Raw genomic sequence first — 14,645 nt, 5'->3', positions numbered from 1 at the left:
CATGATTGACAAAACTGTCCCAAATGCCCAAGCCGCCCTGCAGGGCCTGGCCGATGGCATGACCCTGATGCTCGGCGGCTTCGGCCTCTGCGGCATTCCCGAAAACTCGATTCAGGAAATCCTGCGCCTCGACGTGAAGAACCTCACTTGCATTTCTAACAACGCCGGCGTCGACGACTTTGGCATTGGGTTGCTGCTGCAAACCAAGCAGGTTCGCAAGATGATTTCGAGCTATGTGGGCGAAAACGCCGAGTTTGAGCGCCAGCTGCTGAGCGGCGAACTAGAAGTAGAACTGATACCGCAGGGCACATTGGCCGAGCGGTGCCGGGCGGGCGGCGCGGGCATTCCCGCGTTTTTCACCCCGGCCGGCTACGGCACCGAAGTGGGCGAAGGCAAAGAAAGCCGCGAGTTCAACGGTAAAATGTACCTCTTGGAAACCGCCCTGCACGCCGATTTCGCCTTCGTGAAAGCCTGGAAAGGCGACACCGCCGGCAACCTTGTTTACAAAGGCACCGCCCGCAACTTCAACCCGATGATGGCCACGGCCGGCAAAATCACCGTGGCCGAGGTAGAAGAGCTGGTGCCCGCCGGCGAGCTCGACCCCAACCAGATTCACACGCCCGGCATTTTCGTGCAGCGCATTTACCAGGGCGAGCGGTACGAGAAGCGCATTGAGCAGCGGACGGTGCGGGCCGCGTCCTAAAGCAGGTAGGAGCCATGCGAGTTGCTTTGCGTATCCGCCTGCTGCTGGGATTAGCGGTGTTGTTATTGGCGCTGCTGCCAGTAGCTTTTGGGGTATACCTCAACGAATCCAGCCCGCCGCCAACCACCGCTCAGCTACCGGGCCGCTGCTCGCGCTATTGTGAAGCGCACGGCTGCCCGCACGCCACGCCGGCTAATAGTCCAGCCTATTCTCAACTGCGGCCGCTGTTTGAGGCCACCATTAAGGGACTGATGGGCGGCGGACGGCAATGGTATGCGGCCGTCAATATCGGCTTTTACTTGGTCCTGATTCCACTGCTACTGCTGGGCCTCACTTATGGGGCACTACGAAACGCGGTTCTGATACGGCAACTTAAAGCACTGCATCGTGAATAGTTTGATTGCTTGGGGAGCACGCTTTGTCCGTTTTGCTTTTTGGTATTGCACTGATTTCATGGTAAATCTGGGCAACCGCACGCATACCTCCTATAACGAAGCCAATACCTGGGTACTATTGCTGCTCATTCCAGGGCTATTGGCGCTGCTGGTCGTCGTACGCCTTGTGCAGTGGTTTCAGCTGCGCCACCTTATGGCTGCCCGCCGCCCGCTTTGCTCCTTTCCCAGGCCCTCATAGCTGACAACCATTTAATCTTTATGACCTTCCGCAAAAACTCCCTCGCGCTGCTCCTACTGCTGAGCGGCTACGGCGCCACGGCCCAGGTAGCGGCCCCAGCCCGGAAAGCGCCGGCCCGCAAGGCAGTGGTGGGCAAGCCGCTACCGGCTACTTCAGCCCCAGCCACCGTCGACCCAGCCGAAGCCCAGCGCATCGACGAGCTGCTTACCAAGTACACGGCCGATGTGGGCTCACGTGGCGCGTACGGTCCCTTATCGAAGCCGACTACCAACGGCTCCATACGCCGTTACGATAAACACGTGCCCGGTGCCCTTGCGCTGGTGATACGTGACGGCAAGGTGGTATACCGCAAGTCCTTCGGCGTTGATGACATGTTTGCCCAGACGCCGCTCCGTACCGACGCTATTTTCCGCATTGCCTCCCAAACCAAAGCCATCACCAGCATTGGCCTGATGCTGCTGTACGACGAAGGCAAATTCCAGCTCGACGACCCCGTTTCGAAGTACTTGCCGGCGTTCAAAAATCCCAAGGTGATGGCGACTTTCAACGAAAAGGATACCACCTACACCACGGTACCGGCCAAGAGCGAAATCACCATTCGGCAGTTGTTTACGCACACGTCGGGCATCAGCTACCCCGTAATCGGGTCCAAGGAGGCGAAGGCTATTTATGCCAAAGCTCGCATTCCGAGCGGTATTGGCACACCAGCGGGCAACCTGGCGAAGTCTATGGATGCGCTGGGGCCGCTGCCGCTGATGCACCAGCCGGGGGAGCGGTTCACCTATGGCCTGAGCATCGACGTGCTGGGCCGGCTGATTGAGGTGCTCTCGGGCCAGCCGCTGGACCAGTACCTGCGCACGCGCCTGTTTGAGCCGCTGGGCATGAAGGACACGTGGTTTTACTTGCCTGCCGATAAAAAGGCTCGTTTAGCTGAGCTTTACACCGAAAATGCAGCCCACCAAACCGTGCCCATGACCCCACGCGACGGCATGACGCCGGACTACCCCAAGGCAGCGGGCACGTATTTTTCGGGCGGCGCGGGCCTCTCGTCTACCATCGACGACTACGCCCACTTCCTGGAAATGATGCTCAACAACGGCACCTACCAGGGCCGCCAGCTGCTGAAACCTGCCACCGTGGCCCTGATAACGCAGAACCAAATGGGCGACGTGAGCCAGGGCGGTAACAAGTTTGGATTGGGCTTCAGCATTGTGAGCGCGCAAAACGCCGCCAAGCAGCAGTTTGGCTTGTCGGAAGGCTCGTATGAATGGGGCGGCATCTTTGGCACCACGTACTGGGTTGACCCCAAAGCCAAGTTGGTGGCGTTGATTTATACCCAGAAATACCCCAACACCACCGGCGGCGACTTGGCCAACAAGTTCAAGGAGGCGGTGTATCAGTCCTTTGTGCCAAGCCAAATCAAATAGCCCGTCCTGCCGAGCGCAGCCGAGGCATCTCGCGCGCATCGTTCAACGATTGAGTTACTGCCCCACGCGAGATGCCTCGGCTGTGCTCGGCATGACGTTCCTCTTAAATATCTCATTCCCAAAACACCCATCATGCTCGACAAACACGGCATCGCCAAAAGAATAGCCCAAGAAGTGAAAGACGGCTCCTACGTCAACCTCGGCATTGGCATTCCCACGCTGGTGGCCAACTACATCCCGGCCGGCATCAACGTGGAGCTGCAGTCGGAAAACGGCCTGCTCGGCATGGGTCCCTTCCCCACCGAAGACCAGGTTGACCCCGACCTCATCAACGCTAGCAAGCAGACCGTGACCACCCTGCCCGGCTCCAGCATCTTCAGCTCAGCCGATTCTTTCGGCATGATTCGGGGGGAGCACGTCGACCTGACTATTCTGGGGGCCATGGAGGTGAGCGAGCGCGGCGACATCGCCAACTGGAAAATTCCCGGCAAAATGGTGAAAGGCATGGGCGGCGCCATGGACCTGGTGGCTTCGGCCAAGAATATCATCGTGGCCATGCAGCACGTAGCTAAAGATGGCAGCAGCAAGCTGCTGACGGACTGCACCCTGCCCATTACCGGCCTGCGCTGCGTGAAGAAAATTGTGACCGAGCTGGCCGTGCTCGACGTGACGCCCGACGGCTTTGTGCTGCGCGAGCGGGCGCCCGGCGTGACGGTGGAGCAAATAGTGGCCGCCACCGCTGGCAAGCTCGTGGTGCCCGAAGGTGAGGTGCCGGAGATGAGCATTTAGCAGCGGTTTGCCTTAACAAACCGCTCGCCCGAGCACCCCGAAAGGTCGTTTCGGCCCGCTAGAACAGCTCAGTGCGCGTCGTTCTAGCGGGCCGAAAGGAAATTTTGGTGGAACGACACCCGAGCAAGCACGCCGAAAGCAGTCCTTACGCGAGCCGAAGCGCAGCTTTGGGGTACACGGTCTGGCCCGTTCCCGCCCGGGCAAACCGCTTCGTAGTGGAGCACGACGAGGAGCGTCAACGCGTACCTTCGTTGTTCCTCATTGCTACGTTTTTATGCGCAAATTTTTACCCCTCTTTTTGCTGGCGACCGCGCCTGCGTGGGCCCAAACCACCGTTTCCCCCGTCATCGACCGGACGGACATGCCCGCGCCCAGCGCCGCGGCTCCCGTCGACACGCTGCGGCTGAGCGTGGCCAGCCCGGCGCTGCCCGGTGCGGCGCCGGCCCTCTCGCAGCGCGGCGCCAACCAAACGTGGAACTACACCAGCCTGACGCCCCTCAACCAGCGCGTGGAGCAGTTCGTGCTGGTGAGTTCTTTTGCGGGCACGGCGCCCCTTTACGCCCTGACCTTCGGCGCGTTGGGGGGAGCAAACCGGGCCACTACGGCCGCGCCGCAGGCGTTGCCGCTGCCCTTGCCGGCCGGCGTCCCCATCACCCTCACCGATACCTACCAGTTCTTTAACACTTCGGCGCCCGGAGCTGCCACGCAGGATTTTCGCTCCGTTGGCTACGGGGGTACGCTTTCGGCCACCGCGGTGCCGGCTACCTACGCCAGCCAAGCCCAGCAAGACGTCATCTACCGCTTCCCGCTGAGCTTTGCCAGCCTGGCTGATTCCAGTGAATCGTTCTTTTCAACCCCTGCGGCGTTGGGCGCGGTGGCTTACCTCAGCCAGAAGCGTAAGCGCGTGAACGTGGCCGATGCCTGGGGTTCCCTCATCACCCCGTTTGGCACTTTCAACACGGTGCGGGTGGTGAGCAAGCTCAGCGACCACGACAGCGTATCCATCGGCGGCATGCCCGGCGTAGGCTTCGACTTGCCCCTGACCCGCGAGTACAAGTGGCTGGCCAAAGGCGTGCACGTGCCGCTGCTCACCATCGTGACGCAAGTAGTTGCGGGCCGCGAAACCGTGACCAGCGTGCAGTACCGCGACAGCTACCGCCGCCTGGGCCCGCTGGCCGCCCGCGACGCGGCCACCAATGCCGTGCTGGCGGCCTATCCCAATCCATCGGCGGCGGGCAGCCCCCTGGTCCTTACCGTGCCCGCTAGCAGTGGCCCGCTTGCCGTGTCGGCTACTGATTTGGTGGGCCGGGAGCTATTTCGGCGCAGTTTCCGCACCTCGGCCGCCGGCACCATTGCCCTCGATGCCGAGGCATTTGGCCGCTTCCGCGGCGTGGCCCTCCTCACGGTGACTACCAGCCACGGCACGGCTACGCGCCGCGTGGTGCGGGAGTAATGCCGGCATGGCAGTTCCCCAGGTTGGGAAGAGGCTCCATCACTGAAAGGAGTATGTAATTGGCTTTTCGGCGGCATCGAGTGCTTGGCTGCACCGTTGCAGCGGACCTTTGAGCGTTAATTACGACACTATGAAAAAGCTGCTTTTGCTCTTGCTGCTGGTGTTGCACGTGCCGGCCTGGGGTAGCCAAATTGTGGTGGGCCTCACCTCAGACAATCTAATTAGCTGGAGCGTGTGGGAACGGCAGGGCAGCACACTGAAGCACTACTTGCTGCTGTACAACAAGGGCACACAGGAAGTAGACGTAAAAATCAAGCTGAAACGATTTGCTTCGGTGGGCACCAATTTCAAGGACGTGCCAACCAACCGGACGTTTTTCCACGTCACGGTGCCGCCCCACCAACTGCTGCAACTCAAGTACCCAAAGAAGCTGCTTCGGTCGGATTACACCGAATACTTCGAAAACGACAAGGCCATCGGCCTGCTGCCCGCCACCACCGACCAGCCCGGCAAAGCATTGCTGAACGACTCCTACCGTTTTTACACCGACCAGGGCATCAATGCCAGGCATTTAAATTATTGGGTAGCGCTCGAATCCATTGACGACTTGCCCAACCGCATTTCCCTCACGGCCGCGCACAAGTTTTATCCACCGAGCGAGATGCTCAAGCAGGAATATCACTTGGTGAAGCTCTACCCCGGCGGCCCCAATTACCGATACCCGGAAGGCGGCACCTTGGATTCGGTGTACGCGGCGGGGGCCGATGCCTCCATTGTTCGGCTGGATGCAGCCCGCCCCGGCGCTGTGGTGCCCGTGAGCCCCGGGGTGGTCGGGCCCGGGTTTTCGCTCTACACCGTCTACATTGAGCGGGTCGAGGACGGCTACATGTACGACGAAGCCAAGCGGCTCGTGCCCGACAAATCCTTCGGCTCTTCGATTGGCTTCCTGCCCGTCTTTCCCAAGCAACCCAAGCAGAACGGTGGCGCCAGACCATAAATTTAGTAAACTACCGCACCGTTCTGCCTCCATTTTCGTTTCACTACCCGTTGGCAAATTATGTCGACGGGTTTTTTTACGGGTAATTTTGAGGGGACGCCATCCGGCCAGCGGCTCCCGTACCGCCTTTCGCCTCTTTTTCCTTGCAGTTTCGTTTTTGATAATATGGCCACTTCATCCAACGGCAAATCTTCTGCCTCTTCGAACGGTAATGGCAAAGCCGCTACCAACGGCTCCCACGCCAAGAAAGTGGGCAAGCCCAGTCCGGCGCTCACCCCCGTCGAACGTCTCACCCCCACCGCCGTGCCGGCCCACAAGCTGGTGCTGCGCACCCTGCGGCGCTCCGACTTTAAGGCCGTGAAAGACATCATGGACAAGGTGTATTCCAACATGGAAGGCGCCTGGGCCGCCGACGAGTTTGCGGCCCTGCTCCGCAAGTTTCCCGAGGGCCAGATTGGCATCGAGGACAACGGCCGACTGGTGGCCGCGGCGCTGGCCATCATCGTGGACTACAGCAAGTTTGGCGACAAACACACGTACGCCAAAATCACGGGCCACGGCAAATTTGACACCCACGACGACGACGGCGACACCCTCTACGGCGTCGACGTATTCGTGGACCCCGAGTACCGCTCGCTGCGCCTGGGCCGCCGCCTCTACGACGCCCGCAAGGAGCTGTGCGAGAACCTGAACCTGCGCGCCATGGTGGCCGGCGGCCGCATTCCCGGCTACGCCGCCTACGCCAACGAAATGACCCCGGCAAAGTACGTGGAAATGGTGCGCAACAAGGAAGTGGTCGACCCCATCCTCACCTTCCAGCTCTCCAACGAGTTTCACGTCCGCAAAATCATCCGGGGCTACCTGCCCTACGATTCCGAGTCGAAGGCCTTCGCCACGCTGCTGGAATGGATTAACGTGTACTACGAGGAAACGGAAAAGCTCATCGGCAACACCAAATCCAACGTGCGCATCGGCGTTGTGCAGTGGCAAATGCGCGCCACCCGCAGCCTGGAGGACTTGCTGCAGCAGATGGAGTTCTTCGTGGACACGGTGAGCGGCTACAAAGCCGACTGCGTGATGTTTCCGGAGTTCTTCAACGCCCCGCTCATGGCCCTCACCAACGAGGACTCGCCGGCGGTGGCCATCCGGGCCATGGCGGCTTTCACCGAGCCCATCAAGGCGAAGATGATGGAGCTGGCCGTGAGCTACAACATCAACATCGTGGCGGGCTCGATGCCGGTGTACGAAGATGGCAAGCTCCACAACGTGGCCTACCTCTGCCGCCGCGACGGCACCGTGGACGAGCAGTACAAGCTGCACGTGACGCCGGACGAGGCTAGCTACTGGGGCATGCGCGGCGGCGACAAGCTCAAGTGCTTCGACACGGACTTTGGCAAAATTGGCATTCTGGTGTGCTACGACGTGGAATTCCCCGAGCTGGCCCGCATGCTGAGCGACGAAGGCGTGAAAATTCTGTTCGTGCCCTTCTGGACCGACACCAAGAACGCCTACCAGCGCGTGCGCATTTGCGCTCAGGCCCGGGCCATTGAGAACGAGTGCTACGTGGCCATCACGGGGTCGGTGGGCAACTTGCCCCGCGTCGAGAACATGGACATTCAGTACTCGCAGTCGGCCGTGTTCAGCCCCTCGGACTTTGCCTTCCCGCACGACGCCATCGTGGCCGAAGCCACGCCCAACACCGAGATGACGCTCATCGCCGACCTGGACCTGGACTTGCTCAAGGACCTGAACACCAGCGGCGCCGTGCGCAACCTGCGCGACCGCCGCAAGGACCTCTACTCCTTGGGCTGGACCATTAAAAAGACGGACCGCGACGACGACCTGTTGGCGCAGGGCTCGGAAGAGCGCCTACCCCGCACCAGCCGCCGCAAGGCCGTGGCAGCCGGTTAAACCCGGGCTGTGTGAACGCAAAAAGGGTGGCAGCCGGACTGGCTGCCACCCTTTTTGCGTTCACACGGTCAGCAGCTTATAGTAAATGACAGTGGAATGGAGTGAGCCGTCGCCGCTTTGGGCGTACTCGGGCACTACCCCGGCCACTTGGTATTGCAACGCTTGGTAGAGCTGCTCGGCCGCGTCGCCCTGGCGCGTGTCCAGCACCAGCGTGGAGCGGCCCAGTTGGGCGGCGTGGGCCTCCAGGGCCCGCAGCAGTTGGCGGCCTATGCCCAAGCGCCGGGCGGTGCTGTGCACCATCATTTTGGCGACTTCGGCCCGGTGGGTGCCGTTGGTTTGGGGCGCCAGCGCCAGCTGTACGCTTCCCAGGATGTCGTGCGAGTCGCTGTTTCGGGCGACGAACAAAGCCACGGTGCCGGCCTCAACACTGGCCCCGACGCGGCGCCAGAAGCTGCTGGCCTCAGCAGTCGTGAGCGGCGGCAAGAATCCCAGCGCGGCACCCGAGCCGATGGCGTCCTGAAACAGGCCCACCAGTTGCGGAAGGGCCCGCTCAATTTCGGCGGGAGTAAGAGTAGATAGCGTGACGTTCATCGGGGGCGTGTTTTAGATGAAGAACGGTTCAAATTAAGCGCAACGGCCTTTACCCAGCACCTTCTCGGGCCCAGTAATTACTGCCCCAGTCCCGGTGAGCTCAACGCGCGTGCTCCGCAAACAATTATTCCCTTGTTTACCTGATTGACCAGTATAGTCCGGCAGCCATTTTTGCGTAAACTGCAGCCCTAATTTTTTCTTCCCGTTCTCACCACACCTGAAAGACATGCACGTTTTCATCACCGGGGCCAACCGGGGCCTGGGCCTCGAACTCACCCGCCAATACTTGGAGCGCGGCGACCACGTGTTCGCCGCCAGCCGCCAGCCCGACCAAGCCGCTGAACTCCAGCAATTGCAACGCCAGTACGGCGAGCACCTCGTGCTCCTGCCCCTCGACGTGACCAGCGCGGCGTCCATCGACGCCGCTGTGCAAGGCGTACGCCAGGCCGCCGACTCGCTGGACGTGCTCATCAACAACGCCGGCGTGTACCCGCACGCCGGCTCCGGCGACGACCACCAGCGCCTGGGCCAGCTCACCCACGACGACGCCATCGAAACCATGCAGGTAAACGCCATTGGCCCGCTTTTGGTGTCGCAGGCGCTGCTGCCGCTGCTGCGCGCCGGGCGCAAGGGCCGCATCATCAGCATTTCCTCGGGCCAGGGCTCGCTCACGTGGAAAGCCACCGGCGACCCCTACCACTACAGCGCCAGCAAGGCCGCCCTGAACATGTACATGCGCAGCCTAGCCGCCGAAGTGGGCCACATGGGCCTGATTTCGGTAATTGTGGACCCCGGCTGGATGCGCACCGAGATGGGCGGCGACCACGCCAACCAAGACCCCGCCGACTCGGCCCGCGGCATCGTGCGCCTGGCCGACCAACTCCACGCCGAAGAAAACGGCAGTTTCGTGACCTGGCAAGGCCAGCCCGTGCCGTGGTAACCACATGCTCGGAGACGCTAGCCAACGTCCATTCACGCTAGCGTTGCAAATAAGCGAAATGCAAAAAGCCCGTTCAGTTGAGCAATCAACGGACGGGCTTTCTGTCTATTCGGAAATGCGAACCCTATTGTTTTTTTAGCTCTTATTATGATGCATTAAGGAAGTTTATTTAGTTCTTAATTAGGAAAATCATTGGCTATAAACTTCCAATTGAATTTGGGGGCTCCCAATTACGGCAATAGGCTTTTTTCACATCAGATACCCCAAACTACTAGCCCTTTTTACAAAAATTAATCTCATTTTAAGGTAAACACTGACGAGAGTTCAAGTGACAAGACCCTATATTCGCCAATCCAGTCACTCGTTTCATTTAAACAATCGTCACATGGGAAAACTACTATTACTCCTATTTATGGTCTTTGCCTTTGGGGCACGTGACCTAAGGGCACAGGACCGCAACGTGACCGGCACGGTCAAAGGGGCCGACGGCGGCGCCCTTCCGGGCGTGACGGTGCTCGTAAAGGGCACCAACACGGGCACTTCGACCGATGCCGATGGCAAGTTTGCTATAGCAGTACCGCCAGCGGCTGGCACTTTGGTGTTTTCTTACGTGGGTTACGCTACTCAGGAGGCAGCTATCGGGGACAAATCGTCCTTCAACATCAACCTAACCACCGACACTAAGGGTCTCGATGAGGTTGTAGTGGTGGGCTACGGCACCCAGTCGCGGCGCGACCTGACGGGCAACGTGGCTACCATCAGCGGCAGGGAAATCAAGTCGTTGCCCGTGCAAAGCTTCGACCAGGCCCTGCAGGGCCGGGCCTCGGGCGTGAACATCACAACCCCCAACGGCGTGCTCAACGCCCCGCCGGTTATCCGTATTCGGGGCGTGAACTCGATTTCGCTCAGCGGGGCGCCCCTGTTCGTGGTGGATGGCATTCCGACCTATAGCGGCAACAACTCGGCTGTGGCCAACGTGCCGAACAACCCGCTGGCTAACATCAACCCCGACGACATCGAAAGCGTCGAAGTGCTTAAGGATGCTTCGGCGGCGGCCATTTATGGCTCCCGGGCTATCGGCGGCGTTATCCTGATTACGACCAAGCGTGGCCGAAAGGGGCAGGCCCCGCGGCTTTCATTCGACAACTGGGTGGGCGTGACCCAGCCGGTGCGGCTGATAGAGGTGCTGAACGCGCAGGACTATGTGACCATCAAAAACGAGTCCGTGCGCAACCTCAACGCCAACCGCGTAAAGCTGGGCGAGCCCGGCACCAACGTTGAAGGTTTTAAAATTGGACAGGACGCCAACGGCAACAACATCGACACGGACTGGTACGACTACGTGTACCGGACCGGCATCTCGTCGAACCACAACCTGAATTTCTCGGGCGGCACCGACCGCACGACGTACTTCACGTCAGTGAACTACACCAAGCAGCGCGGGATGCTGGAAAACAACGAGTTCCGGCGCTACGGCGCTCGCCTCAACGTAGACCACAAGCTGTTTGACCGCGTCACGGTGGGCACCAACGTTAGCTACTCCAACAATCGCAACGACTCGCCGAACTCCGGCTCGGTGGGCGACGGCGCGTTCGGCACCGGCGGCCTGGGACGCCTACCGCTGGTATTGCAGCCTAACGTGGCGCCGTTTAATCCCGACGGCAGCCCCAACATCTCAGGCGCCGGTCTGGGCCCGGGGCCTAACATCAACCCCACCACGAATGCCCCGCTTGTCGGCAACTTCTACAACCCGGTTGTGGAACTGGAAAATAACTACTACACGTCGGAGAGCAACCAGATTCAGGGCAGCTTATTTGCCAACTGGGAAGTGCTTAAAGGCCTGAACCTGCGCACACAGTACGGCATCGACAACGTCACCTTCGAAGACCGTTCGTTCCTGACCTCGATTGCCGGCGACGGCGCCACACCGGGGGGCTCAGCCACCAACTTCCTGCGCACCAACAAGCGCTGGAACTGGCAGAACACGCTGCAGTATGACCGCACGTTTGGCGAGAAGCACAACTTTTCGGTGCTGCTGGGCCAGGAGCAGCAGCAAACCGACGTACTGCGCTCGGGCTTTAACCGCACCCAGGTGGCTGACCCGTTCTTCACCACCATCCAAGGCAACTTCACTAACATCACCCCAACGGGTGAATTTCAGGGCGCCAACTACTTGGTGTCGTTCTTCGGCCGGGTGAACTACAATTACGCTCGCAAGTATTTATTCACCGCCATCGCCCGCCGCGACGGCTACTCGGCTTACGCCCCCGACAATCGGTTCAAAAACTTCTACGGCGCGTCGGCCGGCTACGTTATCTCAGAAGAGGACTTCTGGAAAAACAGCGCCCTGGCCAGCAAAGTGGACTTCTTGAAAGTGGTGGGCAGCTATGGCGAAGTCGGTAACTTTCAGGGCATCGACGATTTTGCCACGCAGCAGCTCTACTCCTCGGGTCTTTACGGTGCCAACCCCACGCTGTATTACTCGCAGGCCGGCAACCCCAAGCTGACCTGGGAAGTTGCCCGCAAGAGCGACGTGGGCCTGGCGTTTGGCTTGTTTGACAGCCGCCTGACGGGTGACGTAACCTACTACCGCAACTTGATTGATGACCTGATTCTGCCCGCGCCCGCCGCGCCCTCCCTCGGCATTCCGAACACGCTCGGGCCGGGCAACCTGCAGCTGTCCATCCCGGCCAACGTGGGCGCCATGGAGAACAAGGGCATCGAGCTAAACCTGCGCTTCAACGCCATTCAGAAAACCAACTTCACCTGGACGGTGAGCGGCAACTTCAGCACGCTCAAGAACGAGGTGCTGGAGCTGGCCACCGCCGACCAGCGCATTCCCACCGCCACCTCGGGCCTCGAAACGGTGAACTTCACGAGCGTGGGCCGTTCGGTGGGCTCCATTCTGGCCGTGCCCACGCCCGGCGTGAACCCGGTGAACGGCCAGCGCCTGGTAACGCGGGCCGATGGCAGCCTAATTCAGTACAACCACCAGGGCACGAGCGGCCTCGGCTCTACGGGCTGGACGCTGGTGTCGACCGGCGCCAACGTGCCGGCCCCGAGTCAGCTCGCCGACGGGGTGTACTTCGGCCCGGTGCTGCCCACCTGGTACGGCGGTTTCGACAACACCTTCACGTACCGGGGCTTCGACCTGGGCGTGTTCGTGCAGTTCTCGGGTGGCAACTACATCTACAACGGTACCAAGTCTGGCCTGCACGACCAGCGGTTCTGGAACAACGCCACTGACATTAAGGAGCGCTGGACGTCCGAAGCCTCCGGCAACGCGAAGTATCCCCGCGTGGTGTACACCGACAACGTTTCGAATGGCTCGGCTCTGGTGCTGTCGTCGAACGTGGAGAAAGGCGACTTTGCCCGCCTGCGCAACCTGTCGCTGGGCTACACCTTCAATTCGGGCCTGCTGAGCAAGGCCAAAATGAACTCGGCCCGCGTGTATGTGCAGGCCCAGAACCTGTTCCTGCTGACCGACTATTCGGGCGTCGACCCCGAAGTCTCGACCAACGGCGCCAGCAACACCGGCGCCGGCGTCGACCGTAACTCCATCGGCCAAGCCCGCACGTTCACGGCCGGTCTTTCCCTGGGCTTTTAATCGCATCATCCCCTCATGACTATCATCGCAAAACGCATTACCCTGGCTCTGACGGCGGGCCTGCTCACGCTGGGCACCTTCAGCTGCAGCGAAGAGCGCCTAAACCCTATCCCGGAAGCTCAGATATCGAATACGGTAGCCTTCGATACGCCAGCCCGCATTATGCTGCAAGTCAATGGCTTGTACCGTTACGTAAAGACCGGCGGCTTTCTGGGCGGCCGGGTGCAGGTGCACAGCGACATCCGCGCCAACGACTTTATCAACCGCACCAACAACGGCGTAACGGGCCTGCTGGTCTGGAACCACACCGTCACGGAGCAGTCGCAGAACGATGTCATTAACACCTGGGGCTTTGGCTACAGCGCCATCAACCAGATAAACGTTTTTTTGGACGGCCTTACCGCCAACACGGGCAAGTACGTGGCTCCCATCTTCCCAACCACCTTCGCCGCGACGGCGCTCGGCTACGAAGGCGAAGCCCGGTTTTTGCGAGCGCTGTGCTACTACCACTTGCTGCAGTTCTACGCCCGGCCCTTTGCCGACGCTAACGGCAGCAAGCCCGGCCTCCCGCTGCGCCTGAAAGGCGAAACCAACAACGACAACAACGCCCTGGCCCGCAGCACCGTGGCTCAGGTGTACGACCAGATTCTGCTAGACTTGAAGTTCGCGGAAGACAACCTGCCCCTGATTCCCGCCACCGGCACGGTGCCCAATACGGCCGCCACGCGGGCGCACCGCAACACGGCCATCGCGCTGAGAACGCGGGTGCTCCTGACCATGGGCCGCTACGCCGACGTGATTACCGAGGCCAACAAGCTCGTGCCGGCCGCGGCGCCGTTCGTGGCCCCCACCGGCGTTGCTCACGCGCTGAACCCATCGCTGCCGGCTGTGTTCGCCGCGGCCGGGACAACGGAAAACATTCTCTCCTTTCCCTTCACGGCGCAGGACGCACCCGGCGTTCAGAACCAGCTTGGCTTTTACTTCCTGCCGGCGCTGCCTTCCCCGCCGCCAAGTCCCGCGCCACCATTTGGTAATGGCGAATACAGCCTCAACCCCGGCGCCGGCGGCATCCTAAACGACCCCCGCTGGGCCGCCACCGACACCCGCCGCACCAACTTCGTGCAGCTAGTCGGCACCGAGTCGTATTTGCGCAAGTATACCGCCGGCACTCCCTACACTGACCCAGCTCCCGTCATCCGCTACGCCGAGGTGCTGCTGAACCTGGCCGAGGCACGGGTGCGCTCGACGAACACCGTGGACCCGCAGGCTCTAGCTCTGCTCAACGCCGTGCGCGGCCGCTCGAACGGCGGCACCTACACGGCTGCCAGTTTCGCCTCGGCCAACGATATGGCTGACGCCATCCTGCTGGAGCGGCGCATCGAGTTCCTAGGCGAGGGCCTGCGCAACACCGACCTGCTGCGCCTGCTCCAGCCCATCCCCGGCAAAGCGTCGGTAGGCGCCGTTAATCCCACCGATGCGCTCTACATCTGGCCGATTCCTAACACGGAGTTGGCCGCCAACAGCCTAATGGTCCGCAACTAAGGCATTATTGCGAATCTCACAAAAAGAGCGGCTTGCCCAATGGGCAAGCCGC

12 protein-coding genes are annotated in these 14,645 nt (G+C 60.8%); 11 read left to right on the top strand and 1 reads right to left on the bottom strand.

Going from position 1 to position 14,645, the window contains the following annotated elements:
* Position 1 precedes the first annotated feature (1 nt).
* The 8 genes from VF629_RS11990 to VF629_RS11955 all read left to right on the top strand — a co-directional run bounded on the left by VF629_RS11990 (position 2) and on the right by VF629_RS11955 (position 7,913).
* A complete protein-coding gene (locus VF629_RS11990; RefSeq protein ID WP_331058720.1) occupies positions 2–703 on the top strand; it encodes a CoA transferase subunit A in 702 nt (233 codons plus the stop codon).
* Positions 704–717: 14 nt separating this feature from the next.
* Positions 718–1,098, top strand: coding sequence for a hypothetical protein (locus tag VF629_RS11985; protein WP_331058719.1), 381 nt, complete (start codon positions 718–720; stop codon positions 1,096–1,098).
* Complete coding sequence (locus VF629_RS11980; RefSeq protein ID WP_331058718.1) at positions 1,091–1,336, top strand: hypothetical protein; 246 nt, start codon at positions 1,091–1,093, stop codon at positions 1,334–1,336. The genes VF629_RS11985 and VF629_RS11980 overlap by 8 nt, the downstream gene beginning before the upstream one ends.
* Before the next feature lie 20 nt (positions 1,337–1,356).
* A complete protein-coding gene (locus tag VF629_RS11975; RefSeq protein WP_331058717.1) occupies positions 1,357–2,763 on the top strand; it encodes a serine hydrolase domain-containing protein in 1,407 nt (468 codons plus the stop codon).
* 132 nt (positions 2,764–2,895) lie between these two features.
* A complete protein-coding gene (locus tag VF629_RS11970; RefSeq protein ID WP_331058716.1) occupies positions 2,896–3,552 on the top strand; it encodes a 3-oxoacid CoA-transferase subunit B in 657 nt (218 codons plus the stop codon).
* 274 nt (positions 3,553–3,826) lie between these two features.
* A complete protein-coding gene (locus VF629_RS11965) occupies positions 3,827–5,005 on the top strand; it encodes a hypothetical protein (protein WP_331058715.1) in 1,179 nt (392 codons plus the stop codon).
* Between the two features lie 130 nt (positions 5,006–5,135).
* Positions 5,136–6,002 carry a hypothetical protein gene (locus VF629_RS11960; protein ID WP_331058714.1) on the top strand — a complete coding sequence of 289 codons (867 nt, stop codon included), beginning with the start codon at positions 5,136–5,138 and terminating at the stop codon, positions 6,000–6,002.
* 165 nt (positions 6,003–6,167) lie between these two features.
* Positions 6,168–7,913, top strand: coding sequence for a bifunctional GNAT family N-acetyltransferase/carbon-nitrogen hydrolase family protein (locus VF629_RS11955; RefSeq protein ID WP_331058713.1), 1,746 nt, complete (start codon positions 6,168–6,170; stop codon positions 7,911–7,913).
* Between the two features lie 60 nt (positions 7,914–7,973).
* On the opposite strand, the gene VF629_RS11950 is transcribed toward VF629_RS11955, so the two are convergent.
* Positions 7,974–8,504 carry a GNAT family N-acetyltransferase gene (locus VF629_RS11950; RefSeq protein ID WP_331058712.1) on the bottom strand — a complete coding sequence of 177 codons (531 nt, stop codon included), beginning with the start codon at positions 8,502–8,504 and terminating at the stop codon, positions 7,974–7,976.
* 226 nt (positions 8,505–8,730) lie between these two features.
* Here VF629_RS11950 and VF629_RS11945 point away from each other — a divergent pair, with 226 nt between their 5' ends.
* The 3 genes from VF629_RS11945 to VF629_RS11935 all read left to right on the top strand — a co-directional run bounded on the left by VF629_RS11945 (position 8,731) and on the right by VF629_RS11935 (position 14,593).
* Positions 8,731–9,444, top strand: a complete 714-nt coding sequence (locus tag VF629_RS11945) for an SDR family oxidoreductase (protein ID WP_331058711.1) — start codon at positions 8,731–8,733, stop codon at positions 9,442–9,444.
* A 412-nt stretch (positions 9,445–9,856) separates the two neighbouring features.
* On the top strand, positions 9,857–13,051 hold the full coding sequence (locus VF629_RS11940) for a TonB-dependent receptor (RefSeq protein ID WP_331058710.1): 3,195 nt from the start codon (positions 9,857–9,859) through the stop codon (positions 13,049–13,051).
* A gap of 15 nt (positions 13,052–13,066) precedes the next feature.
* Entirely contained in the window at positions 13,067–14,593 is a 1,527-nt protein-coding gene (locus VF629_RS11935; protein WP_331058709.1) for a RagB/SusD family nutrient uptake outer membrane protein, read from the top strand.
* Positions 14,594–14,645: the final 52 nt, after the last annotated feature.

Source organism: Hymenobacter sp. (assembly GCF_036388155.1).
Classification (GTDB): domain Bacteria; phylum Bacteroidota; class Bacteroidia; order Cytophagales; family Hymenobacteraceae; genus Hymenobacter.
This window is presented reverse-complemented; position numbering and strand designations above follow the sequence as displayed.

Excerpts from the sequence above, each read along its gene's own strand:
- VF629_RS11940 (WP_331058710.1), top strand. The coding sequence starts at position 9,857 with ATGGTCTTTGCCTTTGGGGCACGTGACCTAAGGGCACAGGACCGCAAC.
- VF629_RS11960 (WP_331058714.1), top strand. The coding sequence starts at position 5,136 with ATGAAAAAGCTGCTTTTGCTCTTGCTGCTGGTGTTGCACGTGCCGGCC.
- VF629_RS11985 (WP_331058719.1), top strand. The coding sequence starts at position 718 with ATGCGAGTTGCTTTGCGTATCCGCCTGCTGCTGGGATTAGCGGTGTTG.
- VF629_RS11965 (WP_331058715.1), top strand. The coding sequence starts at position 3,827 with ATGCGCAAATTTTTACCCCTCTTTTTGCTGGCGACCGCGCCTGCGTGG.
- VF629_RS11970 (WP_331058716.1), top strand. The coding sequence starts at position 2,896 with ATGCTCGACAAACACGGCATCGCCAAAAGAATAGCCCAAGAAGTGAAA.
- VF629_RS11945 (WP_331058711.1), top strand. The coding sequence starts at position 8,731 with ATGCACGTTTTCATCACCGGGGCCAACCGGGGCCTGGGCCTCGAACTC.
- VF629_RS11935 (WP_331058709.1), top strand. The coding sequence starts at position 13,067 with ATGACTATCATCGCAAAACGCATTACCCTGGCTCTGACGGCGGGCCTG.
- VF629_RS11990 (WP_331058720.1), top strand. The coding sequence starts at position 2 with ATGATTGACAAAACTGTCCCAAATGCCCAAGCCGCCCTGCAGGGCCTG.
- VF629_RS11975 (WP_331058717.1), top strand. The coding sequence starts at position 1,357 with ATGACCTTCCGCAAAAACTCCCTCGCGCTGCTCCTACTGCTGAGCGGC.
- VF629_RS11950 (WP_331058712.1), bottom strand. The coding sequence starts at position 8,504 with ATGAACGTCACGCTATCTACTCTTACTCCCGCCGAAATTGAGCGGGCC.
- VF629_RS11955 (WP_331058713.1), top strand. The coding sequence starts at position 6,168 with ATGGCCACTTCATCCAACGGCAAATCTTCTGCCTCTTCGAACGGTAAT.